Annotated in this window: 26 protein-coding genes; all 26 read right to left on the reverse strand. The window is 40.2% G+C overall.

What is annotated here, in order from left to right:
• Positions 1-180: 180 nt before the first annotated feature.
• Positions 181-2,253, reverse strand: coding sequence for a glycine--tRNA ligase subunit beta (gene glyS / locus WDJ61_RS12455; RefSeq protein ID WP_338750171.1), 2,073 nt, complete (start codon positions 2,251-2,253; stop codon positions 181-183).
• Positions 2,246-3,136 (reverse strand): glycine--tRNA ligase subunit alpha, encoded by an 891-nt coding sequence (glyQ, locus tag WDJ61_RS12460; RefSeq protein ID WP_338750173.1) that lies wholly within the window; start codon positions 3,134-3,136, stop codon positions 2,246-2,248. Before glyQ ends, glyS begins: the two co-directional genes overlap by 8 nt.
• Before the next feature lie 380 nt (positions 3,137-3,516).
• Positions 3,517-4,290, reverse strand: a complete 774-nt coding sequence (gene recO / locus WDJ61_RS12465) for a DNA repair protein RecO (protein ID WP_338750175.1) — start codon at positions 4,288-4,290, stop codon at positions 3,517-3,519.
• 24 nt (positions 4,291-4,314) lie between these two features.
• The gene (locus WDJ61_RS12470) at positions 4,315-4,470 is read right to left on the reverse strand and encodes a YqzL family protein (protein ID WP_338750177.1); all 156 of its coding nucleotides are present in this window, start codon (positions 4,468-4,470) and stop codon (positions 4,315-4,317) included.
• A gap of 109 nt (positions 4,471-4,579) precedes the next feature.
• Positions 4,580-5,497, reverse strand: a complete 918-nt coding sequence (gene era / locus WDJ61_RS12475; RefSeq protein ID WP_338750179.1) for a GTPase Era — start codon at positions 5,495-5,497, stop codon at positions 4,580-4,582.
• Positions 5,490-5,888: a cytidine deaminase gene (locus WDJ61_RS12480; protein ID WP_338750180.1), complete on the reverse strand. Its 399-nt coding sequence runs from the start codon at positions 5,886-5,888 to the stop codon at positions 5,490-5,492. Before WDJ61_RS12480 ends, era begins: the two co-directional genes overlap by 8 nt.
• Positions 5,889-5,965: 77 nt before the next feature.
• A complete protein-coding gene (locus tag WDJ61_RS12485) occupies positions 5,966-6,364 on the reverse strand; it encodes a diacylglycerol kinase family protein (protein ID WP_338750182.1) in 399 nt (132 codons plus the stop codon).
• The gene (gene ybeY, locus WDJ61_RS12490; protein ID WP_338750184.1) at positions 6,342-6,815 is read right to left on the reverse strand and encodes an rRNA maturation RNase YbeY; all 474 of its coding nucleotides are present in this window, start codon (positions 6,813-6,815) and stop codon (positions 6,342-6,344) included. The genes WDJ61_RS12485 and ybeY overlap by 23 nt, the downstream gene beginning before the upstream one ends.
• Positions 6,816-6,832: 17 nt before the next feature.
• Positions 6,833-8,956, reverse strand: a complete 2,124-nt coding sequence (locus tag WDJ61_RS12495) for an HD family phosphohydrolase (RefSeq protein ID WP_338750186.1) — start codon at positions 8,954-8,956, stop codon at positions 6,833-6,835.
• A gap of 148 nt (positions 8,957-9,104) precedes the next feature.
• Entirely contained in the window at positions 9,105-10,067 is a 963-nt protein-coding gene (locus WDJ61_RS12500) for a PhoH family protein (protein ID WP_338750188.1), read from the reverse strand.
• Positions 10,027-11,259, reverse strand: coding sequence for a sporulation protein YqfD (gene yqfD, locus WDJ61_RS12505; protein WP_338750190.1), 1,233 nt, complete (start codon positions 11,257-11,259; stop codon positions 10,027-10,029). Before yqfD ends, WDJ61_RS12500 begins: the two co-directional genes overlap by 41 nt.
• A gap of 12 nt (positions 11,260-11,271) precedes the next feature.
• Positions 11,272-11,556 (reverse strand): sporulation protein YqfC, encoded by a 285-nt coding sequence (gene yqfC / locus WDJ61_RS12510; RefSeq protein WP_338750192.1) that lies wholly within the window; start codon positions 11,554-11,556, stop codon positions 11,272-11,274.
• 58 nt (positions 11,557-11,614) lie between these two features.
• Entirely contained in the window at positions 11,615-11,947 is a 333-nt protein-coding gene (locus tag WDJ61_RS12515) for a hypothetical protein (protein ID WP_338750195.1), read from the reverse strand.
• A 58-nt stretch (positions 11,948-12,005) separates the two neighbouring features.
• A complete protein-coding gene (gene floA, locus WDJ61_RS12520; RefSeq protein WP_338750197.1) occupies positions 12,006-13,004 on the reverse strand; it encodes a flotillin-like protein FloA in 999 nt (332 codons plus the stop codon).
• A 13-nt stretch (positions 13,005-13,017) separates the two neighbouring features.
• A complete protein-coding gene (locus tag WDJ61_RS12525) occupies positions 13,018-14,340 on the reverse strand; it encodes a nodulation protein NfeD (RefSeq protein ID WP_338750199.1) in 1,323 nt (440 codons plus the stop codon).
• 147 nt (positions 14,341-14,487) lie between these two features.
• A complete protein-coding gene (locus WDJ61_RS12530; protein ID WP_338750201.1) occupies positions 14,488-14,931 on the reverse strand; it encodes a GatB/YqeY domain-containing protein in 444 nt (147 codons plus the stop codon).
• Positions 14,932-14,950: 19 nt separating this feature from the next.
• Complete coding sequence (gene rpsU / locus WDJ61_RS12535) at positions 14,951-15,124, reverse strand: 30S ribosomal protein S21 (RefSeq protein ID WP_094836917.1); 174 nt, start codon at positions 15,122-15,124, stop codon at positions 14,951-14,953.
• Positions 15,125-15,248: 124 nt separating this feature from the next.
• Positions 15,249-15,929, reverse strand: coding sequence for a deoxyribose-phosphate aldolase (deoC, locus tag WDJ61_RS12540; protein WP_338750210.1), 681 nt, complete (start codon positions 15,927-15,929; stop codon positions 15,249-15,251).
• Between the two features lie 194 nt (positions 15,930-16,123).
• Complete coding sequence (gene mtaB / locus WDJ61_RS12545) at positions 16,124-17,464, reverse strand: tRNA (N(6)-L-threonylcarbamoyladenosine(37)-C(2))-methylthiotransferase MtaB (protein WP_338750212.1); 1,341 nt, start codon at positions 17,462-17,464, stop codon at positions 16,124-16,126.
• Positions 17,465-17,469: 5 nt separating this feature from the next.
• A complete protein-coding gene (locus tag WDJ61_RS12550) occupies positions 17,470-18,222 on the reverse strand; it encodes a 16S rRNA (uracil(1498)-N(3))-methyltransferase (RefSeq protein ID WP_338750214.1) in 753 nt (250 codons plus the stop codon).
• A gap of 69 nt (positions 18,223-18,291) precedes the next feature.
• Positions 18,292-19,230, reverse strand: a complete 939-nt coding sequence (gene prmA, locus WDJ61_RS12555; protein ID WP_338750216.1) for a 50S ribosomal protein L11 methyltransferase — start codon at positions 19,228-19,230, stop codon at positions 18,292-18,294.
• 22 nt (positions 19,231-19,252) lie between these two features.
• Complete coding sequence (gene dnaJ / locus WDJ61_RS12560; protein ID WP_338750218.1) at positions 19,253-20,374, reverse strand: molecular chaperone DnaJ; 1,122 nt, start codon at positions 20,372-20,374, stop codon at positions 19,253-19,255.
• A 171-nt stretch (positions 20,375-20,545) separates the two neighbouring features.
• On the reverse strand, positions 20,546-22,372 hold the full coding sequence (gene dnaK, locus WDJ61_RS12565; protein ID WP_338750220.1) for a molecular chaperone DnaK: 1,827 nt from the start codon (positions 22,370-22,372) through the stop codon (positions 20,546-20,548).
• A 34-nt stretch (positions 22,373-22,406) separates the two neighbouring features.
• Positions 22,407-22,934 (reverse strand): nucleotide exchange factor GrpE, encoded by a 528-nt coding sequence (gene grpE, locus WDJ61_RS12570; RefSeq protein WP_338750222.1) that lies wholly within the window; start codon positions 22,932-22,934, stop codon positions 22,407-22,409.
• 189 nt (positions 22,935-23,123) lie between these two features.
• Positions 23,124-24,152 carry a heat-inducible transcriptional repressor HrcA gene (gene hrcA, locus WDJ61_RS12575; RefSeq protein ID WP_338750224.1) on the reverse strand — a complete coding sequence of 343 codons (1,029 nt, stop codon included), beginning with the start codon at positions 24,150-24,152 and terminating at the stop codon, positions 23,124-23,126.
• 105 nt (positions 24,153-24,257) lie between these two features.
• The gene (gene hemW / locus WDJ61_RS12580; protein WP_338750226.1) at positions 24,258-25,400 is read right to left on the reverse strand and encodes a radical SAM family heme chaperone HemW; all 1,143 of its coding nucleotides are present in this window, start codon (positions 25,398-25,400) and stop codon (positions 24,258-24,260) included.
• Positions 25,401-25,412 lie beyond the last annotated feature (12 nt).

The following is a 25,412-nucleotide window of genomic DNA, read 5'->3' on the forward strand; positions in this document are numbered from 1 at the left end:
CTTAAATGAACTAAAAGTGTTATACCATATAAGAAATATTATATACTATTTAACAAAAATGAACAGCATAGTTTGTTCTTATTTTTGTTTTAGACGGCCCTTTTAGTCGTCATTCATGAGGTGTGTCATTGAATAACCGATTATCAAGAGAGCGAATCTGTACGCAAATTGCATCGTTACTCACTTGACTAAAATCGCATTAAAATCGGCAAATTCCGTGATTAAATGAGCAAGTGTTTTCATTTGATATAATCGGTTCGTCTTTATATTAGCCTCTTGTGCCATAACCATTGTGTGTTCAAAATAGCTTTCAATTACTGGTTGAAGACCAATAAGTAATTGATACTTTTCTTCTGCTAGTTCAGTTGTTTCAAATGCCTCTTGTACACGAGTAACCGCTTCATACAATGCCTGCTCTTCATCGTTTATGAACAAGCCTGGATCCACATCACCTGTACCCTCTGCTTTTTTCGCTATATTTAACACGCGACTAAGTGCTTCCATCGCCTCTTTAAAGTCGGCATCCTCTTTATGAGCCATCAGAACGGCCGCCTTTTCAAATAGTACTGGTAACACACCAATGCGACCCTCGAGAACAGCGTCAATGATGTCATAACGCACCTCTTGTTCTTGCAGATTATATTTAACCCGCATCTTAAAGAAGACCATTAGTTCTTCCAACAAAGTATGTGCCTCTTTATCACCGATCTGATCCTCTTTCACGATGGCTATGACAGCTTCTAACACTTCTTCAAGAGAAACATTCCATTTTTTATCAGCTAAAATATGGACGATGCCCGCTGCTTGCCTTCTTAATGCGTAAGGATCTTGAGAGCCTGTCGGAATGATACCAACAGCAAAACAAGAAACGATCGTATCCAACTTATCCGCTAAACTCACCAATGCCCCTGTTAGTGTAGCAGGTGTGTCATCTTCAGCATGGCGCGGTTGGTAATGTTCGTTGATCGCTCGAGCTACTTCTTGATCTTCACCTTTTTGCAAAGCGTATTTTTCTCCCATGATTCCTTGAAGTTCTGGGAATTCATACACCATTTGCGTCACTAAGTCAAACTTACAAATCTGTGCAGCACGATCCGCTTTGCTCTTTGTTTCACTCTCGGCACCTGTTAATTCAGCTAATGTCACCGCTGCTTTACGAATGCGTGCTACCTTTTCTGCCAAGGTTCCGATTTTCTCATGATAAACAATCGTTGTTAGTTTGTTTAAAAATGTATCAATCGTTGTTTTTTGATCCTCTTTATAGAAGAAGTCTGCATCTGCTAGGCGAGCACGAAGAACTTTTTCATTTCCGTGAGCCACTTTGTCTAAAGCACGACTGTCTCCATTGCGCACCGTAACAAAGTATGGAAGAAGCGTCCCATCTTGATCTTTCACTGGGAAATAGCGTTGATGCTCTTTCATTGAAGTAATCAACACTTCTTCTGGTAGCTCAAGAAATTCTTGATTAAATGAACCATAAAGCGCCGTTGGAAACTCAACTAAGTTATTCACTTCTTCAAGCAACGCTTCATCAACAGGAATGACCCATGATTGGTCTTTCTCAATAGTTATTAATTGCTCACGAATCATCGCTTTTCTTTTTTCTGGCTCGGCGATGACGTGTTGCTCCTCTAGACGTTGTACGTAAGTAGAAGCATCTGTAATTTCTACTTGTTCCCCAAGGAAACGATGACCATTTGTTTGATTGTTCGTTGAAACATTGGTGATACTAAAAGGAATCACATCTTGCCCAAATAGAGCAATGATCCACTTAATCGGACGAATATAACGCAAATCATTATCAGCCCAACGCATATTTTTGCCAAAGTGTAAGCTTGTGATCACTTCGCGAAGCTCAGGTAACAATTCTTTCGCTGGCTGACCTTTAACAAACTTATTGACATGAGCATACTCAATCCCTTTGATTTCTTTAAAATAAATATCATCTACCGTCATTCCTTGACCACGAGTAAAGCCGATCGCTGCTTTTGACCACTCTCCGTCTTCTGAAAGAGCAATTTTCTTCGCTGGTCCTTTTGCTTCTTCTTCCATATCTGGTTGGGCTTCCGCCACATCTTTGACAATCACAGCTAGGCGACGAGGAGTAGAAAATACTTGAATGTCTCCGTGCGCAATTTTTTGTTCTGTTAGAAATGCTTCTACTTTTTGACCTAGTTGATTCATCGATTCAGTGACAAAGCGAGCAGGCATTTCTTCTAAACCAATCTCTAGTAGCAAATCTCTTTTATTCATGTTCTGGCTCCCCTTTCCCCTTTAAAATTGGGAATCCTAATTTTTCACGCTCTTCATAAAACGTTTTTGCAATTTGTCTCGCTAAACTGCGCATACGACCTAAATACGCCGTTCTTTCTGTAACCGAAATGGCCCCCTTCGCATCAAGCACATTAAAAACGTGAGAGCATTTCAATACATAATCATAGGCCGGATGAACAAGTCCCTCATCCATTTGGCGCTTTGCTTCCTTTTCATAAATCGTAAATAGATTAAATAACATGTCCGCATCACTTGTCTCAAACGTATATTTAGAATGCTCAAACTCCGGTTGATAAAAAATATCTCTTACGGTAAATCCATCCGTCCACTCAAGATCAAACACATTTTCTTTTTCTTGAATATACGACGCAAGACGCTCAATTCCATATGTAATTTCTACCGAAACTGGCTTACATTCTAAACCACCAACTTGTTGGAAATAAGTAAACTGAGTAATTTCCATACCATCAAGCCAAACTTCCCAACCAAGCCCTGCACAGCCAAGGGAAGGATTTTCCCAGTTATCTTCTACGAAGCGAATATCATGCTCTAATGGGTCGATCCCAAGAGCTTTTAATGAGTCCAAATACATTTCTTGAATATTATCTGGAGATGGCTTCATAATCACTTGGAATTGATGATGCTGGTATAAACGGTTTGGGTTTTCTCCATAACGTCCATCAGCCGGACGACGGCTAGGCTCGACATACGCTACATTCCACGGTTCCGGACCAATCGCCCGTAAAAACGTATAAGGGCTCATTGTCCCTGCTCCTTTTTCTACATCATAGGCTTGCATTAAAATACAGCCATGGTCAGACCAATGTTTTTGCAATGTTAAAATCATATTTTGAATATTCATTGTTTAGCCTCTCTTTCTCCTTATGTTATAAATAAAGCTCTGTTAGAATATAGTGTTGATTTTTGACTCATTTGAATGAAATAAAAACACTTGAAATCAACATCATGGTTTAACAAAGTCATAAATAAAAAACTCTCGTCCCTATGCACAAAATTGTACATAGGGACGAGAGTTACCCGCGGTTCCACCCTACTTGCCAAGGAAAATCCCTCGGCCTCTTTTCCACTGGCTGCTCCAGACTGCCTTTCTTTGACGCTCTCTCCCCGGCTCGCACTATCCCGGGTTCGCTTAAAGTAGAGGAAGTCAAATACTCTATTCCTTCACTGCAGCTATTTACTATCGATTAAGTATATAAAATTTAATCGAAAATCGAGAATTTGTCAATCCTCTTGCTTACGCTCCGTAAAGATCGCTTCCATCTTTTCTAGTTGATCAATGAATCTTCGCGATTTTAAAAATAAACCAGAATATTCATCATAATAAAGTGAAATTGCTGCTCGCAGCTCTTTTTTCGTCTCCGGCTTCACATTGATCGCCCCAAGACGCTCTAAGTCGATATAATAAAATAATCGTAACAGCCTGATCGCTGGCTGAGAAAGCGGCAACCGATGAGGATCGATGTCAAAGCAACGATGACAAAGCAAACCGTTTTCACGAACGGAAAAGGAAAAGCGACCTTCATAACTTTGACATTGGACACAGCTTGACAGTTCGGGACGTAAACCAATGACTTGCAACATTTTCATTTCAAAAATGTTCGTCAAAATTTCCGCGTCATAGCCTTCATTTAAATAATAAAGCGACTGCTTAAGAAACTCATATAAGTACGGATTCACCTGTTGGTCATCCGTACTTTTATCTAATAATTCTACCATATAAGCCGCGTAGGCAGTAATCATTAAATCTTCGCGAACATGCCGCATCGAGGTGAGAATCTCCCCTTGCTGTAATGTTCCGAGACCACTGCCTCGCTGTACAAGAAACTGTCCATGTGTTAATGGCTGGGTAATGGCAGAAAGTCGACTATTTGGTTTTCTAGCCCCTCTAGCCATGAAAGCAAGCTTGCCATTCTCTCTTGTAAATACCGTCACAATTTTATTCGTTTCACCATAATTTATTGTTCGAATAATGATTCCTTCAACTTTTTGAAGCATGAGAAGGCCATCCTTCCATCCTCCTCAATTGGTAATCCCAGTAATCGGGAAATCTAATTCCGCCAGCCTGTGCTCTTGTTCAAACGGGGATCCTTCGTTGTCATTTTTAATTTCCTTATACAAAAGGTATGCTTCTACACTTCCCGTCTCCGAAAAGACTTTCCAGGTAAAATCCAACATATTTTTCCCGCCTTTCTTAAAATTGAAACTGGCATTCACTTGTGGCTTCTTGTTTTAGTTTCACCGATTCCTTATTGATTATGAGGAGCAAAAATTTCTAGTGTTCTCATTAATACTCATCTTCACGAAATCCGAAGTCACGAAGATTAGATTGTTTATTACGCCAATCCTTTTGCACCTTCACCCATAGCTCTAAAAACACTTGGGAACCAAGCAGATTTTCAATATCGATTCGTGAACGCTTTCCTACTTCTTTCAATAAACTTCCACGTTTACCAATGACGATCCCTTTTTGTGAATCCCGTTCCACAACGATCGTGGCCATCACATTAATAATATCTTTATCTTCCCTGCGCTCCATCTTATCAATCACAACGGCAATTGAATGAGGCACCTCTTCCCTTGTCAAATGAAGAACTTTTTCACGAATAAGCTCAGACACAATAAATCGTTCCGGATGATCGGTCACTTGATCAGCTGGATAATATTGAGGACCTTCTGGTAAAATCTCCTCGATTTGTGCCAGCAATCGTTCCACATTATTGCCTTCAAGAGCAGAGATCGGAACAATTTCTTTAAATGGATATAAATCTTTATACTGTTCGATCAGTTCCATTAACTGATCTGGATGAATTTGATCGATTTTATTGAGGACAAGAAACACGGGAGTTTGGATGCCTTGCAGCTTGTCGATAATGAATTCATCTCCGCGCCCATAGCCTTCCTCCGCATTAATCATAAACAGTACAAGGTCTACTTCCTTTAATGTGTTGACAGCCACTTTCATCATAAAGTCCCCAAGCTTATGCTTTGGCTTATGAATACCTGGTGTGTCAATAAAGATCATTTGTGCCTCTTCTTTTGTATAGACACCTTGCACTTTATTTCTGGTTGTTTGCGGCTTGTCGCTCATAATCGCAATCTTTTGTCCGATCACTCGATTTAAAAACGTGGATTTGCCGACATTCGGGCGGCCAATGATCGAAATAAAGCCTGATTTGTATCTTGTATTCGTTTGATTATTCATGTAAGTCCTCCGGTGAAAATGCTCCTGGTAGTAATTGTTCAACTGTATGTTCTTCTATATCTCCTTGAAGGTTCGTTAAAATAACTTTCATGTCAGGTGGACAAAGCTCGGAAATGACTTGCCGGCATGCCCCACATGGAGGCACGGGACGCTTCGTATCCGCTACGACCGCTAAGGCCGCATACTTAGTTGCTCCTTCCGACCACGCTTTAAATAAAGCGGTCCGTTCAGCACAATTGCACATACTGTAGGCAGCATTTTCAATATTGCACCCTTGAAAGACCTTTCCATCCTTGGTCAAAAGCGCCGCTCCTACTTTAAAATGAGAATAAGGAACATAGGCACGTTCTCTTGCAGCTTTAGCTTCTTGAATTAATTGATCAATATCCATCTTCATGCTCCTTTGCTTTCTATTTTAATACAAATTCACTCATTTGTAATCCCTTCTTGGTTAAAAATCTGAAAAATCTAAATTTTTAAAAATAATTCCATTAACTTGGGTATAAATATAATCAAACCTACAATAACAGAAAGAAACGCATATAGCAAAACGGCTCCTGCCGCTAAATCCTTTGCCTGTTTCGCTAAAGGATGATACTCTTCTGTCACTAAATCGACTGTTTTTTCAATAGCCGTATTAATTATTTCTAAAATAAACATCCCAAAAACTAAAAACAAAACAAGAACCCACTCCATTTTCGTAAGCGACAGCCACATGCCCATCAATATGGCAATAACAGCTGCCGCCATATGAAAGCGAAAATTCGGTTCGTCCATTGCTAATCGAATGCCCTGTAGTGCAAACTGATGAGAGGCCGTCAATCGTTTCCAATGAAATGTTCGCTTATCTTTCGAGACCGTATTCATCAAGAATCTCCTTCTGCTTCGCAAACATCACTTTCTCTTCCTCTTCTGTCATATGATCATATCCAAGTAAATGCAGTAAACCGTGAACGACAAGAAAACCTAATTCTCGTTCAAAACTATGACCATATTCCTCCGCTTGTTCCTTCGCTCGAGGAATGGAAATGATAATGTCACCAAGAACCCGCGGAAGATCCTCCGCTCCAGTGATAGTTACCTCTTCCTCTCCCATTTCTTCTAGCGCAAAAGAAATAACATCTGTCGGCTGATCTTTATTTCGATAGTCTCGGTTAATTTCCTGAATTCTTTCATTGTCAGTAAGCGTGATAGACACTTCACTTCCTGCATTTACACCTTCTTTTTTGGCGGTGAAGTTTAATACGTCTGTTATAAGTTGACACGTTTGTTCTCCTAGTTCTTCTGTCTCATCGATAATATCGATCACTAAACCCATCTTATGCCCTCCAATATTCAACTTTGCTTAGCAGGAGCCACTTCTTCTACTCCCGGATACTTAATTCGAGAATGAAATATTCCACTTAATGATTCACATAATGTTTTCTTTACAATTTGTAATTCTTTTAACGAAATATCACATTCACTGAATTGACCATCACATAGCCGATCGGAAACGATTTGTTCTACAAGCGTTTCAATTTGTTCAGTCGTCGGATGGTCCATCGATCGAACAGCCGCCTCGACACTATCTGCTATATTGATGACTGCTAACTCTTTTGTTTGAGGCTTGGGCCCCACGTAACGAAAATCACTTTCTTCTATATCAGGATTGATTTTCTTTGCTTGAAAATAAAAATATTTAACAAGCGTTGTTCCATGATGCTGCTCCGCTACGTCGATGATTTCTTGCGGAAGTTTATGTTCTTTTAACATCTTCACCCCATCAGTCACATGGGAAATAATGATATCTTTGCTCACTTCAGGCGGAAGCTGATCGTGAGGATTTCCTAAACTGCCTTGATTTTCAATAAAAAACTGCGGATGCTTTGTTTTTCCAATATCATGATAATAACATCCTACTCGTGCTAATAACCCATTAGCTCCAATGGCTTCACAAGCCGCCTCTGATAGATTAGCCACCATGACACTATGATGATAAGTACCAGGGGTTTCGGTTAATAATTTTTTTAAAAGCGGCTGATTGGGACTTGATAATTCAATCAGTTTCATCTTTGACAACATACCAAATGCGGCTTCGATAAACGGCAACATCCCCATCGTCAAAACGGCTGATAACAAACCAGACAAAAATGAGAATAAAGTAAAATACAAAAATTCGGTTTGGGTGTACTGGCCACTCACAAGTAACTTCAGAAACAAAATAACAAATACATTAACTAGAGAAACAAGCATCCCAGCACGCAATAAATTAATGTTTTTACTTCCCATTAAGAATAATACCCCAGCTAATCCACTAAACAGAATGTATAGCCCCATCTCAACATTCAGCGTTCCATTGAGCTGCTCATTGAATACCATACTTCCACAAGCAGATAAAACAATAGTTACCATGATAGCGATCCGCTCATTGACAAGAACGGTTAACAGCATCGCGGCTAACGCGGCTGGATAAGCATACGTGAGCTCATAAAAATCACTAAAATCTAATAGATCGGCAAGCTTCATAAGAAGTAAAGAAAAAAGAAAGACTGCGCTGGAAAGCAGTACTGCTGATGTTTTCTTTTCTTCTTCCATAGGTGAATAATGAAAATAATAGTAAAGCAAAAACAAAACAACCGCAATAAAAATTAATAATCCGATCACCGGTTTATAAGATGGATCGTTTTTTAACAAGCCTAGCAGCTCTAGCTGACGATATGTTTCTCGATCAATTAAATGACCTTCTTGCACAATTACTTGCCCTTGAAGAATGCGGACAGGCTCTACATTCTCCATCGCCTCTTTTCTTCTTTTCTGCGTTAATTCCTTATCATACACGACTGTTGGTACGATGGCGTAGCTAGCAATGGCAGCCGCTGCATCTTGATATTCATCTGGAATCGAAGACGTTCGAACTTGATTAACAATCTCTGCTTTCGCGGTAGCTACTTCTTCTGCACGAATTCTATTTTCCAAAGAGGATTCTACAAGGCCCGCTGTCTTTTTTTTCAATAGTTCGAGTTCTTTCGGTTTGGCTTCAAGCAAAGAAGATAATTCCTCGTCTCCAATAACTTTCGTCGCATCTTCTGCTTCATTTGTAAATCTCTTCTTTAAAAATAACAACTGCTCTGTCTGATCCTCAGGATATTTCGTTTTCGCCTCAAGAACAAAATCAAATAACGAGTCAACTAGTAACAACCGATTATTGACGATATCACTTTTATACACGTAGGCCTCTTCTACTTCAGTGGCCGCTCGTTTTTTCTCTTCTTCTGTTTTCTGTTCATCTACTATTGTGACTTGCGATCGAATCGTCCTATCTGAAACCGAGAAGAGTTCAATTTGATACGTTTCAGGTTTCACATGAGTATAAAGCAGCACAAACATTAATATCGCCAATAAAAAAAACACAATCAGTGTAAGCACTCGATCACTCACATAGCTACGAATCCGACAAATCATAGATTGTATATCCATCCTGTCCTCCCGCTAACACTCAGTTTCACTTTTATCGTATATGTAAAATGATAACAGCTTTCTCAAAAAAATTCATGTACCGCCTTGATGAGCATGTTAACTATTCTGCTTCATCCTGAACGAAAAAAGACGACTCATTGGCCGCCTTTTATTCTTTAGCTTCTTCATATGCTTGAATAATTTTAGCAACAAGCGGGTGACGAACGACATCACTTTGCTCTAAATAAATAAACGAAGTGGACGTTACATTCTTTAATATATGCTCTGCAGAGACAAGTCCTGACTGCGCTCCTTTAGGCAAGTCAATTTGCGTTCTGTCACCTGTGATCACCATTTTCGAACCAAAGCCAAGACGAGTTAAAAACATTTTCATTTGTGCTTTTGTAGTGTTTTGCGCTTCATCTAAAATGACGAACGCATCATCAAGTGTCCGCCCCCTCATATAAGCAAGCGGAGCGATCTCGATCGTCCCTCGTTCAATCAGTCGCTGAGTATGTTCGGTTCCCAGCACATCATTTAGAGCATCATAAAGCGGGCGTAAATAAGGATCCACTTTTTCTTTTAAATCACCAGGAAGAAAACCAAGACTCTCCCCTGCTTCCACCGCTGGACGCGTTAAAACAATTCGTTTTACCTGTCCTTTTTTGAGTGCATGAACAGCCATTACCACGGCTAAATACGTTTTACCTGTGCCTGCAGGACCTATGCCAAATACAAGATCTTTATGGCGAATCGCACTTATATATTGCTGCTGTCCTAGCGTTTTAATGCGGATGGGTTTACCTTGCGCATTTTTCGTGATTTCTTGTTCATACAATTCTTCAAGATATTCGATCGTCCCGCGCTTTGCCATTTGCACTGCATTGATGATATCACGCTCACTAATTTGAATCCCTTTTCGAATGACCACCAACAAACGGTAAATAATTTCTTTCACTAACGCTGTTGCGTCTTCCAGTCCGGCAATATGGATCGTTTCTCCTCTTGTAATGATCGAAACGTTAAACTCTTCTTCTAATATCGTTAAATTTTTATCTGATACTCCCAATAAAGCTTGGGCCTCATTCGGGTTATCGAGCTGGAGGTTCATTATGTTTTTTTCTTCTGGCATTCTCTATGTCTCCTTGAGTAATTGATTGACCTACTGCTATATCTTCTAGTACTTGGAAGTGAACAATTAATTTAACTTTACCATTCTTGATCTGATTGTGTAAAATCTTTTCCCCGCTAATTTTTGCTTTTTCAGATAATTGAGCTTGTAAATCTTTTCTAGCCGCTTGAAGAGCTTGTGTCTTCGCTTCATTTTCTGTATATGATCGCTGGACTTGCTCGCTTTCATAATAGCTTTTCTCGATGTAATTAATAGGCAACTTCATCCCTAAAAAAGAGATGGGGTACTCCTTGTCCTCTAGTTGAGCATTCGCAAAAGCAGGCTCTTTAAACCCCCATACTTTCAGCTTAAAACGATCTACTTTTATATAATGCTTTCTCACATTTAGGCCTGTTAACGTATTGAAGTCGGTCGTTAACGGGAGCTCTACCACCGTTTTATACCATGTTTCTCCATATACTTTTCCGGCCGCGGATACTTTTTTGGACTTCTTCTCATCCCCTATATACCCAGAAACCAACAGCTGACCTTTTCGAACAAATTGATTTCTTTTTACAACAGCTTGTCCTTTCTCTACAAACATATTGACAATGACGGCATCTTTTTTTGCCACCAGGTGCTGCGAATCATTTGTTTGTTTTTCTTTCGGAGCATTTTTTTCAACCACCTGGAAGTGATAGGTGCTTCCCCTTAATTCTACTCCAATCCAAGTTAATCCATCTACCTCATGAAATAGCTTTTTTTGCACCATTTCCGGGTCATCTAATGAAAAGATTAATCGCCCTTTCTCAATCCCTATCCGGTCTAGCTCTTTACGAATTTTATGCTCCATCTCTGGACTAGCTCCGTTAATATCAATCCTCCAGACGACATTTGATAACAGTAAGACTAAAACCAAAAACGCTACCATCCCAATGATAAAACCAGAGCTTTTGAGCATTCTTTTCAACAAAAAGGGCAAACCTTCTCCTTTTAAAAAAAACACCTTTCCTTCAAAGTCACGAGCACACTTTCTTAAATCCTGAACGTGATGAAGAGAAAGTGAAAATGTAATAGTCCCCATTTCTTGCCGTTTCACTTGCCAAAGAGGGATACGGGAACGAATCAGCTGATTTAGAAATCGTTCAGCCCCCGGCCCTATAATCTTGACATGGACAACTCCTCTAAAGAAAACAAGCCACTGATTGTTCAACCCTTCTCCCCCCTATCCTTCTAAATACATAAGCTTGACGATTTTCCCTTCAAGTAATATCTCCTCTGGTAATATCGTTTTGATCGTAAAAGAATGCCCTTGAATTAATAACTGACCTTTTGTTAGCAATAATCGAACTTCCTTATCTGAAAAAGCAAGAAGACCTCTATGATTTTCAATATAAATATGGAGCTGACCGATGATTGTGATCCGCGGAAGGTCCATCATGACATCTTCGGGTAAGTTCATTGAATTCGCCAGCCAATTTTTCATTTGTTGGCCCCATTTTTTCGCCATAAAAAAGAACCCTCCTTTCCTTTCAAATGTATGAAAAGAAAAGAGGGTTCATGTCAGTTTATTTCCTGCGGCGTGCCTTTGGAGGACCAAGTACTTGTGAAAAAATAATGCCTTTTAATACATCCTCCTCTTCTATTTCATACGAGGAGCGCTTCTCTTCTTTCACTTTCAATCGCTCTTGTCTTACACTTCCGATTCTTTGTTCTAGTTGCCTAGGATGTGGATCTATCTCTACCTTTACTTCCTCCATAGCTGGCTTTAACTTGTTTACTGTTTTTTTCTTTTTCGCTTTCTTTTTTGTTTTAGGTAGCTGAGCCACTGGTCCCGGTGATTTTTTGTCTTTTTCATTGTCACTAAATCGTTTAAAAATGTTAACAATGATCCCGATCACAATCGCTACGATAATCGATTCAATCGCAAAGACCTCCCTTCAAAGCAAGGCAGAGGAGTTATTTCCCCTCGTCTTTTCTATCCTTTTTTCCACCAGCCATTTTGCCAATCGAACCACGCATATCTGTGTCTGCATCAATGTTCTTATAGTTCATATAATCCATCACACCAATATTTCCACTGCGTAACGCCTCAGCCATTGCTAAAGGTACATCCGCTTCCGCTTCTACAACTTTCGCATGCATTTCTTGTACGCGTGCTTTCATTTCTTGCTCAGTAGCAACCGCCATTGCTCGACGCTCTTCTGCCTTCGCCTGAGCAATATTTTTATCCGCTTCCGCTTGCTCTGTTTGCAATTCAGCTCCAATATTTTTACCGATATCTACATCCGCAATATCAATCGATAAAATTTCAAAGGCTGTTCCGGCATCTAACCCTTTAGAAAGAACCGTTTGCGAAATCATATCAGGGTTTTCAAGCACTTTTTTATGATTATCACTAGAACCAATCGTGGAGACAATTCCTTCACCTACACGAGCAACAACGGTTTCTTCACCAGCACCTCCAACAAGACGATCAATATTGGCGCGTACGGTAATTCGAGCTTTCGCTTTCACTTCAATTCCATCCATTGCCACACCAGCAATAAACGGTGTTTCAATGACCTTCGGATTAACACTCATTTGTACAGCTTCAAGCACATCACGACCGGCAAGATCGATCGCCGCACAACGTTCAAACGTTAGTTCAATATTCGCACGATGTGCCGCAATTAACGCATTTACCACGCGGTCAACGTTTCCTCCGGCCAAATAATGGCTTTCCAATTGATTCGTTGATACATCAATTCCAGCTTTTGATGCTTTAATTAATGGATTGATCACTCGACTTGGAATGACTCGGCGTAGCCTCATTCCTACTAAAGTTAAAATACTCACTTTCACTCCAGCAGCTAATGCGGAAATCCAGAGCATAATTGGCACAAACGTCAATAAAATTGCTAATAAAATAATACCGATAACAATCGCTGTGATAACTAAAATCAAACTAGCATCCATCTGATTTCCTCCTTTATTCTTCTAATTCTCTTACAACAATTCGTGAACCTTCTACCTTAATCACTTTTACTGATTTTTCGGCATTAATAAAGCCACCTTCAGTGACAGCATCAATCCGCTCTCCATCAATCATAACCGTACCCGCTGGCCGAAAAGGAGTTCTCGTGATCCCTATTTTTCCGATCAACTCCAAACGATTGGCATTAGATACGTAACCGCTTTCTGTACTGGTCGAATCCGTTAAGATCATTTTCTTGAAAAATTTCATCTTTTTACCAAACACCTTTACCATTAAAATCATGCTGATGATGGCAACAGCCATGGCAATTAATAATGAAATGCCCATCCATTTGACATTATCACCAGCAAGTAAAATACTACCAGTGACTGACGTGATCCCAAGAAGGCCAGCAACCCCACCCGGTAGGAACAACTCGGCTACAATTAATATAGCACCGATGACAAACAGTAATATCGATTCATATCCTGCTAAACCAGCAACAAGATGACCGTAGAAAAATAACAATAAAGAGGATATGCCAACCAAGCCCGGAACACCAAAACCAGGAGAATACAGCTCTAAAATGAGACCAAGGCTAGCAAGTGACAACAGAATAGGTATGACAATAGGGTTAGTGACAAATCGAGCTATTTTATCCGCCCAGCTCTCTTCCACCTGTTTAATCGGGGCATGCTCAACCTTTTCTTTTTTCAATACATCTTCTAACTGATCAACAGTAGCTTTTGAATAACCGGTTTCCAGTGCTTGCTTAGAGGTGAAAGTCAACAACTCACCTTTAGGAGCATCGTATTGTGGTAAATCGATATTAGGATCGGCCATAGCCATGGCATACTTAGGATCAAGTCCATGTTGTTCAGCTGCGCTTTTCATCGCTGAACGCCAGTAGCTTTGTGCTTTTTTATCAGCCATATTTCCTTGCTGATCAATAATGGCCGCTGCTCCAATTTGTGCATTAGGCACCATATAGATCGCATCGGCATGAAGAGCAATATACGCTCCCGCTGACAATGCTTGATTATTGATAAAGGCAACTGTACGAATATCAGTTTCATCCAGCAATTTCCCAATATCTCCCGCTGCGTTGACTAGTCCACCAGGAGTGTGAATGTCAAGCACAATTAACTGAGCACCCTGTTCCTTTGCCTCCTCTATCCCACGCTTCATAAATCCATATAAGCCTTTCTCGACCTCATGATGTACTGGAATCACATATACAGGCTTACTCTCCGCCTGTGAAACAACTGGAAAGCACACCCCCGCAACCAATAATACCAAGCCAATCCAAAAAAGCCCATAATTTTTAAACAAACTCACCACCTGTTCCTCACCTCCCTTTCCTACTATACGAATAACCAAACAAAAAAGATTCATGAAAAACGAAAAGCGGAGCCGACTGCTTAGACACGACAAGCAAATGTTGTCAAATATAAAAAAGAGATGGCAGCTATCGCCATCTCTTTTTTATGATAAATTTGCCTGAACTAGCTTATTCACTATTCCGCCGTCTGCTTTACCTTTTACTTTCGGCATGAGCGCACTCATTACTTTACCCATATCAGCTTTAGAGGAAGCATTAACTTCAGCAATCGTTTCCTGAACGATCGCTTCTAATTCTTCTTCTGAAAGTTGCTTCGGCATGTATATGTTCACGTAAGTTAGTTCAGTTTGAATTTTTGAAACCAGATCTTCACGTCCTGCTTTCTCAAACTCGTGGAGGGAGTCTTTGCGTTGTTTCACTTCGCGAGAAAGTACGGTCAATTCATCATCTTCTGTCAACTCTTTACCTGCTTTAATGCCTTCGTTTTGCAACGCAGCTTTAAGCATACGAATGACAGTCAACTTATCTTTTTCTTTGTTTTTCATCGCTTGCTTCATATCATTGTTTAAACGCTCGAGAAGACTCATTCTTACACCCTCTCTCTCTTTACCACTTACGTTTTCTAGCCGCTTCAGATTTCTTTTTACGCTTCACGCTTGGCTTTTCGTAAAATTCACGTTTTCTAAATTCTTGTAAAGTTCCAGTTTTGGAAACAGAACGTTTGAAACGACGTAGAGCTTCTTCAAGCGATTCGTTTTTACGAACAACTGTTCTTGACATTTCTCTTTCCCTCCCTCCGAACACTTACGATTACATGTTCCTTTATGGAAATTCCATGTACTAAACAATTATAATACAAGCAATTATAACGGTCAAGAAATTTTCTTTACAAAACATCGGCTAATTAATAATCAGAGTCCGATTGAAGCCCTTGAACAATCTTCACACCAGAACTTGCCCCAATTCTTGTTGCACCGACTTTAATCATATTTTCAGCATCTTCTCTACTACGAACTCCACCAGATGCTTTCACACCGATATCAGGGCCAACAGTTTTTCGCATCAGCGCGATATCTTCAACCGTCGCACCGCCCGTTGAAAAGCCTGTAGATGTTTTCACATAGTCTGCCCCTGCTTCAACAGCAAGTTCACAAGCTTTTTTCTTTTCCTCATCTGTTAACAGACAAGTTTCAATGATCACCTTCGTTAATGCTTTGCCTTTAGCGGCAGATGTAACCGCTTGAATATCTTTCAATACCGCTTCATAATCTCCAGCTTTTAAGGCGCCAATATTGATGACCATATCTACTTCTTCGGCACCGTTTTCAATCGCGTTCTTCGTCTCAAACGCCTTCACGTCGGATGTCATAGCTCCTAATGGAAAGCCAATCACTGTGCATACTTTGACTGGTGTTCCTTTTAACTGTTCACTCGCATAAGGTACCCATACTGGATTAATACACACGGAAGCAAATTCATAAGCCTTTGCTTCTTCACAAATTTTACCTACCTCTTCTTTTGTTGCATCCGCTTTTAATAATGTATGGTCAATCATTTTTGCTACTTTTTCAAATGGTTTCGTCATGAACGATTATCCTCCTTCAGATAAGTTGTCCGTACATCTCCATCTTACCATTGCCTCGATAAAATTGCGAGAATGCATGATATTGATTTCAATTGTTTTTGACTCACTTGAATAGAGCAAACAGAAAACGTTAGCATGGCCTAAAAAAAATAAAAGCCTTTCATGCAGTTAGTTATTGCACAAAAGGCGGTAAATTAATTCACTACATTTAATTCTTCTTCTAACACTCGGACAAATTGACCTTCATTGTACGGATAGCCCGCTTTCGTGACTTTCACTTTCACGATTTGACCAACCATTTCTTCAGTTGCTTCAAAAACTACTTTTAAATAATTGTCTGTATAACCAACATACAAACCTTCTTTTTCCCCTTCTTTAAAAGGCTCCTCTGGGATCACTTCAAGCACTTCTCCTTCAAAACGAGAAGCATATTCCTTCGCTAATTGATCTGAAAGAGCAATTAACCGATGAACACGTTCATTTTTCACTTCTTCATCTACTTGATCGTCCATTCTAGCAGCTGGTGTACCTGTTCGTTTTGAATATGGGAAGACATGAAGTTCGGAAAACTTATGCTCTTTAATAAAATTATACGTTTCCATAAACTCTTCTTCTGTTTCACCAGGGAAGCCAACAATAACATCTGAAGTAACAGCTAATCCTGGTAATGCTTGTTTCAAGCGGTTTAAACGATCGGCGAAATGCTCCATTGTGTATTTACGACGCATTCTTTTTAAAACGGTATTCGAACCAGATTGTAGAGGTACATGCAAATGTCTCACCACGATGTTCGAACGATCGATGACATCGATTACTTCATCCGTCAACTGACTTGCTTCAATGGAAGAAATGCGAATGCGTTTTAAGCCTTTTACTTTTTCCAAATCAGCAAGAAGCATCGCTAAATTATAATCCTTCATATCAGAACCGTATCCGCCTGTATGAATACCTGTTAACACGATTTCTTTATATCCAGCATCAACAAGCTGTTGTGCCTGACGAAGTACTTCTTGCGGATCACGAGAACGCATTAAGCCACGTGCCCATGGAATAATACAGAAGGTACAGAAATTATTGCAGCCCTCTTGAATTTTTAAAGAAGCTCGTGTGCGATCAGTGAAAGCAGGTACGTCTAACTCTTCGTACACGCGGTTTTTCATAATGTTTCCAACGCCATTAATCGGCTGACGCTCTTTTTTAAACTGCTCAATATATTCAAGCATTTTCGTTCGGTCTTGCGTTCCGACAACGACATCGACCCCTGGAATGGCCATAATTTCAGCTGGCGATGTTTGTGCATAACAACCAGTGACACAAATAACCGCATCCGGATTTTTCCGAACTGCTCGACGAATGACTTGGCGACTTTTCTTGTCTCCCGTATTCGTCACTGTACATGTATTGATGACATATACATCTGCCGTTGCTTCAAAATCGACTCTCTCGTAATTCTGGCTTTTAAAAAGCTGCCAGATCGCTTCTGTTTCATAATGGTTTACTTTACATCCAAGTGTTTGGAATGCCACTGTTGGCATTATCATCACCTCATTAGTTCAAAATGGTAGGAAATTGCAGATAAAGCGTACAGCGGAGCGGTCTCTGTTCGTAAAATTCTTGGGCCTAGCCCGCATGGAGTATAACCATGACTCCGTAATTTTTCCGCTTCCTTATCTGAAATTCCACCTTCAGGTCCAAAAACAATTAACAATCGATCACCAGGCTGCATATCTGCTAGCACTTGGTGAAACGCCTGCTTCTCTCCTTGCTTCGCTTCTTCTTCATAAGCATATAATTTAAACGGATAATCTTGTCCGATTTCAATCAATTGATCTAAACTCACCGGCTTTATCACTTTGGGCACGCGGTTACGATGAGATTGTTCAGCGGCTTCTTTAGCTATTTTAGACCAACGTTCCGTCTTTTTCTCACCCTTTTTCTCATCCCATTTCACGATGGAGCGATCCGCATGAAAAGGGACAAACAAGCTAGCTCCCAGTTCTGTTCCCTTTTGAATGACGAGTTCGAATTTATCCCCTTTCGGCAGACCGCTCGCAATGGCGATATCAACCGGCAGCTCTTTCTTATCATGAATCCATTCCACGAGAAAGGCAAGTGCATAATCATTAGAAAGGTGCTCAATTTCTACCTCTGCTGTCTCTCCATTAGGAAATACAGCATATACATGATCGCCTACTTCCATCCTCATCACTCTTGACAAATGATGAAAATCCTCTCCCTCGATTTTTATTGACTTGCCATCCTCTAACTGTTCATTTACAAAGTAGCGCTGCACGATTGTCACCCCGTCTATTTCATTTTCTTTAAAGCTGTCTCACCAACTTCTGAGACAGCTTCAAATTGATTATTTTTTCTTGGCAATAATAGCTACCCAATCTTCCATTAAAACCGTTTCTTCAATATCAAAACCAGCAGCAATGACGGCCTCTTTCACTTCATCACGCTTTTGACTAATAATCCCTGAGGAAATAAAGTAACCGCCTGGCTTCACTACTTGAGCCACTTCATCTGTAAATGACATAATAACCTCAGCTAAAATATTGGCTACCACTACATCGACCTGTTCGTCAATGCCATCTAACAAATTGTTCTTCGACACATTAACTGTTTTTTCGACACGATTCAGATGGACATTCTCTTTTGCGGACTCAACAGCGACTTCATCTAAGTCTAAGGCTGTTACTTTGTTTGCACCAAGTAGTGCCGCACCAATACTTAACACCCCTGAACCTGTGCCGACATCGACGACATGGTCGCCTAATTTGACATATCGTTCTAACGCTTGCAAACACATGACCGTTGTCGGATGCGTACCTGTCCCGAAAGCCATTCCTGGGTCCAATTCAATGATTAACTCATCGGTACTTACAGGTTTATACTCTTCCCAAGTCGGAACAATCGTAAATTTTTCAGAAATTTTCACCGGGTTATAATATTGCTTCCATGCGGTCGCCCAATCTTCTTCATTGACTTCAATCAACGTCATCACGTTTTGACCGATGTCAATATTATATTCGACAAGGCTCTTAATCGATTGAGCAATCCCTTCTGCGGTTTCAGCCAGAAAACTGTTCACAGGTAAATACGCTTTAACGATTACACCTTCTTCAGGATAGTCATCGGGATTTAGCTGATAAATTTCACCAAATTGATCCTCACGCTCTCTCTTTAATTCAAAAGGATCTTCAATGACAACTCCGCTCGCACCCGCTTCATGCAAAATATTAGAAATAGGCTCTACTGCTTCGTTTGTTGTTTGAATGCTAATCTCCGACCACTTCATCTGTTGCCAGCTCCATTCTTTATTAGTCACGCTTTAGAGCGCGTTTTACTTTATCAAAAAAGCCCGCTTGTTGCTCATCTAGCATTTCACCGCTTACTTCCGCAAATTCTCGCAGCAAGTTTTTCTGTTTTTCATTTAATTTCGTCGGGGTGACTACTTTCACCCTAATATGCTGATCCCCTGTACCATATCCGCGAACATTCGGCACACCTTTGCCACGCAGACGGAATTTGGTTCCCGTTTGTGTTCCTGCTGGTACCTTCAGCTTAATTTTCCCATGAATGGTTGGCACTTCGATCTCATCACCAAGTGAAGCTTGAACAAATGTGATTGGAATTTCACAATAAATATCGTCGCCATCTCTCTCAAACAATTCGTGTGGAAGAACACGGAAAACGATAAATAAATCTCCGGCGGGACCTCCGTTCACACCTGGCTCTCCTTGACCAGACACACGAAGTTGTTGACCATCATCAATCCCAGCTGGTATTTTCACATGGATTTTCTTCATTTTCGTGACAGTTCCATCGCCGCCGCATGTCGAGCATTTTTCCTTAATCATCTTACCTGTACCACTACAATATGGGCAAGCACGACGATTAACGATACGACCAAATGGCGTATTTTGCTCTACGTTTAACTGACCCGAACCATGACAATGAGAGCAAGTTTCTAGATCTGTACCAGGTTTCGCACCCGTACCTGTACATGTTCCACAAGTTTCCTCTTTCGGAATTTCAATATCTGTCTCTTTCCCAAAAACCGCTTCTTCAAATTTGATCGTCATCGTATATTGTAAGTCTGCTCCTTGACGCGGAGCATTCGGATCTCTCCTACGACCGCCGCCGCCACCGCCAAAGAACGTGCTAAAAATATCTTCAAATCCTCCGAAACCACCGAAGTCTGCTCCACCAAACCCTTGATTTGGATCGGTATGACCAAATTGATCATACTGCGCTCGTTTTTGATCATCACTTAAAATTTCATAGGCTTCTTTTACTTCTTTAAATTTTTCGTCGGCTCCCGCTTCTTTATTAATATCTGGATGATACTTTTTTGAGAGCTTGCGATATGCTTTTTTGATTTCTTCCTTTGAGGCGCTTTTCTCGACGCCAAGCACTTCATAATAATCTCGTTTACTCATCACTTTCCACTCCCCGATTCCTTTTCACATAAGGGCTATTTTAACATAGTTGCTCCTTAATAGTGAATAGTTAATACCGATCCATTTTTTCACCTAATCATGAAAAAAGTCAAAGTCAAGGAACCCCTGACTTTGACTTTAGCTGCCTAGCGAAAAGGCTAAAGCTTGTGATTATTTATCGTCGTTTACTTCTTCAAATTCAGCATCGACGACGTCATCACCTTTTTGTCCGCCTTGTGCCTGTCCTTCTTGCGCCTGGGCTTGCTTGGCTGCTTCTTCATACAGTTTCATGGACAAGTTTTGCACAATTTCAGATAGCGCATCTTTTTTCGTACGAATGTCTTCAAGTTCGTTTTTCTCAATTGCTGCTTTCAACGCTTCTTTCGCGTCTTCTGCTTTCTTCACTTCTTCAGCATCTACTTTGCCTTCAAGTTCTTTTAATGTTTTTTCTGTTGTGAAGACTAATTGGTCAGCTTCATTGCGAAGTTCTACTTCTTCTTTTAGTTTTTTATCCGCTTCTGCATTTTCTTCTGCTTCTTTCACCATGCGATCAATCTCGTCATCAGAAAGACCTGAAGAAGATTTAATCGTGATGTTTTGTTGTTTGCCAGTGCCCATATCTTTCGCACTAACGTTGACGATACCATTTTTGTCGATATCAAATGTTACTTCAATTTGTGGAATACCACGTGGTGCTGGTGGGATATCTGCTAATTGGAAGCGACCTAATGTTTTGTTTGCAGACGCCATCGAGCGTTCCCCTTGAAGCACATGAATATCAACAGCTGTTTGACTATCAGCAGCTGTAGAGAACACTTGTGATTTTGATGTTGGAATCGTTGTATTACGATCGATCAACTTCGTAAATACGCCGCCCATTGTTTCAATACCTAAAGATAGTGGAGTTACATCTAAAAGAACAACGTCTTTTACATCTCCTGTTAATACTCCACCTTGAACAGCAGCACCCATTGCTACTACTTCATCTGGGTTTACCCCTTTATGAGGCTCTTTACCCGTTGCTTTACGAATTGCTTCTTGAACAGCTGGAATACGTGTTGATCCACCAACTAAAATGATTTTATCAAGCTCAGAAGCAGACATACCTGCATCTTGAAGTGCTTGACGTACAGGTCCCATTGTGCGCTCAACAAGGTTCGCTGAAAGCTCTTCAAACTTCGCACGGCTTAATGTTAATTCTAAGTGAAGCGGACCAGCTTCACCTGCTGTGATAAACGGTAAAGAAATCTGTGTAGAAGTCACACCTGAAAGGTCTTTTTTCGCTTTTTCAGCTGCGTCTTTTAAACGTTGCATCGCCATTTTATCTTGAGATAAGTCGATGCCGTTTTCTTTTTTGAATTCTTGTACTAAGTAATCGATAATCACTTGGTCAAAGTCGTCTCCACCTAGGCGATTGTCACCCGCTGTAGAACGAACTTCAAACACGCCATCACCCAGCTCTAAAATCGATACGTCAAATGTACCACCGCCAAGGTCGTATACAAGAATTGTTTGATCCTCATCCATTTTATCCATACCGTACGCAAGAGCCGCAGCTGTCGGTTCGTTAATAATACGCTCTACTTCAAGGCCAGCGATTTTACCAGCATCTTTAGTTGCTTGACGCTCAGCATCATTAAAGTAAGCAGGAACAGTAATAACTGCTTTTTCTACTTTTTCCCCTAAATATTCTTCTGCATAAGATTTTAAATGTTGAAGAACCATTGCAGAAATTTCTTGAGGAGAATACTCTTTTCCTTCAATTGTTTCTTTATGAGTCGTACCCATATGACGTTTAATCGAAATGATTGTGTTTGGATTTGTAATAGCTTGACGCTTCGCTACTTCCCCTACTTGCCGTTCACCATTTTTAAATGCCACAACAGATGGTGTTGTACGATTGCCTTCTGGGTTAGGAATAACTTTTGCTTCTCCCCCTTCAAGAACCGCCACACATGAGTTCGTTGTACCTAAGTCGATACCGATAATTTTGCTCATTTGTACTACCTCCCTGAAAAATATATGTAATGATTTATTGATTAACTTTGACCATTGATGGACGAATGACACGGTCTTTTAATTTATATCCCTTTTGAAACTCTTCCACCACGATATTTGATCCGTAGTTTTCATCATTATCTGTCATAACCGCTTGATGAATATGCGGATCAAATTCATTGCCAACAGCTTCGATCACTTCGACGCCTTCTTTTTCTAATGCCGTGAGCAATCCTTTGTAAACCATGTCCATCCCTTGAAGAACGGATTGAGTCTGCTCGTTCATTGCTTCGACTTTAAGCGCACGCTCAAAGTTATCTAACAATGGAAGCAAGTCAGAAATTAAATTTTGTGCACGATATTTATCAGCCGCTTCACGCTCGATTTGCGTACGACGACGGAAATTATCAAAATCTGCACGCAGACGTAAATAAGAATTCTCTGCCTCTTCTAATTTTTGTTCTAATTCATTTATTTTGTCAAAAGAAGCTTCTTCTTCTGTTACAGGCTGATCGTCAGTTTGTTCTAACCCTTCTTCATGTAGTTGCTTATCTTCTGCCATTGGTTTCACCTCCTTCAAAGTTTTTCCTAATGATTCGACCTTTATATTATACACAGAAAGAGAAGGAAGTCAGCAATAACTTCCATGCTTATACTAAGCATCATCTTCCTATCCAAAAGGTCAAAGAAATTCGTTAAATGAGATATTGAGCTAAGCCGCTATCACCTAACTCTGCTTCATCTATTAGATTTAACTTTCATACAACTTCGTCAACGCTTTTGTCATATCATGACTTAAAAAATCGACAAGGGTGATCACCCGCGAGTATTCCATTCGCGTCGGTCCAAGTATGGCAATTGTCCCCACTTGCTCTTCTCCAACAGAATAGGAAGCGGTTATTAAGCTGCAATGCTCCATTGCCTCATTATTATTTTCTTTTCCTATCTTTACTTGAATGCCGGTTGGAATATCGCTAATTAATTTATAAATGCCTTCTTCCTGTTCAATCATATTCATCACTTGACGAATTTTCGCAATATCATGGAACTCTGGCTGATTGAGCATATTCGTTTTGCCACCAAAAAATAATTTTTCTGTGGTTGGCAAGTCAACAGCATCAGCAAACATAGTTAACATCGCTTCATAATTATAAATATGCTGCTGCATCAGAACAACAATTTCTTTATACAGCTTATCATGTAAGTTAGAAAGAGGAATGCCGACCAATCGTTCGTTCAAAATATTCACCATTTTTTCAATATCTGAAGCATCCACACTTTCAGGAAGTGTGAACGTTCGATTTTCGACATGCCCGGTATCCGTCACAATAATAGCAATCGCTGTGTCTTTACTTAAAGGAACAATTTGTAACCTCTTTACTTTATTATCTTTAATTTCAGGTCCTAATACAATCGCTGTGTAATTCGTCAACTCCGATAAAATTTTCGCCGACTTTTGCACCACTTTTTCTAATTCATACATTCGTTCAGAAAAGATGGAGTGAATCGTTTGCACTTCTTTTCGATTGAGCTGTTCAGGTTGTAACAGGTAATCGACATAATAACGATATCCTTTTTCTGAAGGCACTCTACCTGAGGAGGTGTGAGTTTTCTCTAAATAACCAAGCTCCTCAAGTTCAGCCATCTCATTGCGAATGGTCGCTGAACTGTAAGACACTCTTTCTTTTTCAACTAAGCTGCGAGAGCCAATCGGCTGTGCAGATTGAATAAAGTCATCAATGATTACTTGTAAGATGAAAAGCTGACGATCTGTTAACAACGTTCATCACCTCTATTAGCACTCTCTCTTTGCGAGTGCTAAATCTATAAATAAATTATCAAAATCAATGCCTATTGTCAATGAACATGCTCATGTTGTTGATGATCATTCGATGGATAATAAAAACGACTGAAATACTTCGTTGCCAAGTAACTTCCCTTCATCAGTCAAGCGAATCATTTCATTGTTTTCAATGATCAGCAACCCTCTTGCTGTCATATCAGCGAGAGGTTGTTTAAATAGCTCAAGCGGGGAACATTCATATTTTTGACTAAACTGCGTAACGGATACCCCTGCCATTTTCCGAAGACCAAGGAACATTTCTTCTTCCATCTTTTCATTTTTCGACACTTGATGGGCCGATAAAACTGGGAGTTGCCCATTCATCAGTGGCTCGGTATATTTTTTCAATGGTCCATGATTGGCTGTTCTAACGCCATTTACATACCCATGCGATCCAGCTCCGAAGCCATAATACTGTTCATTGTTCCAATACACGAGATTATGACGACTTTCAAACCCTGACTTGGCAAAGTTACTGATTTCGTATTGTGTCAGTCCATGAGTAGACATTTGTTCCATCAACTCTCGATACATCGCCGCCTCTGTTTCTATTTTAGGAAGAGGCAATTGATCTTTTCTCATTAAATTATAAAAGACCGTCTTCGGTTCAATAATCAGCGAATAGCCTGAATAATGCGGGAGGCCTAGACTTAATGCAATCCGCAATGTGTCACGAAAATTTTCGATCGTTTGATTAGGTAAGGCATAAATTAAATCAATGCTAATATTTTCAAACCCAATGGCTTGAGCACGTTCAATGGTCGTAAATACATCCTGACCTTTATGCGTGCGGCCAATAGATGCCAATAATTCGTCATCAAAGGACTGCACACCAATACTTAAGCGATTCACACCATACTCTTTTAACACTTTCAGCTTATCCTCGGTTAAATCTCCCGGATTGGCTTCAAAAGTGAACTCTCCCTCTGTAAATGGGAGAATCTCTCGAATGGATCGACAAAGAATGTCCAATTGCTCGGCACTTAAAGCCGTTGGGGTACCGCCACCAACAAAAATGGTGTCTAGATGAGTCGTTGGGGCTTGTTCCTTCATCAGTGTCATTTCAGCTACAAGTGCTGCTAAATACTCCTCAACCGGCTGATTCTTCATAAACACTTTATTAAAATCGCAATAATGACAAATTTGATGACAAAAAGGGATATGAATATAAGCGGAACGTATCATTAAAAAACTCCT

The organism is Bacillus sp. FJAT-52991 (genome assembly GCF_037201805.1).
GTDB lineage: Bacteria > Bacillota > Bacilli > Bacillales > Domibacillaceae > Bacillus_CE > Bacillus_CE kandeliae.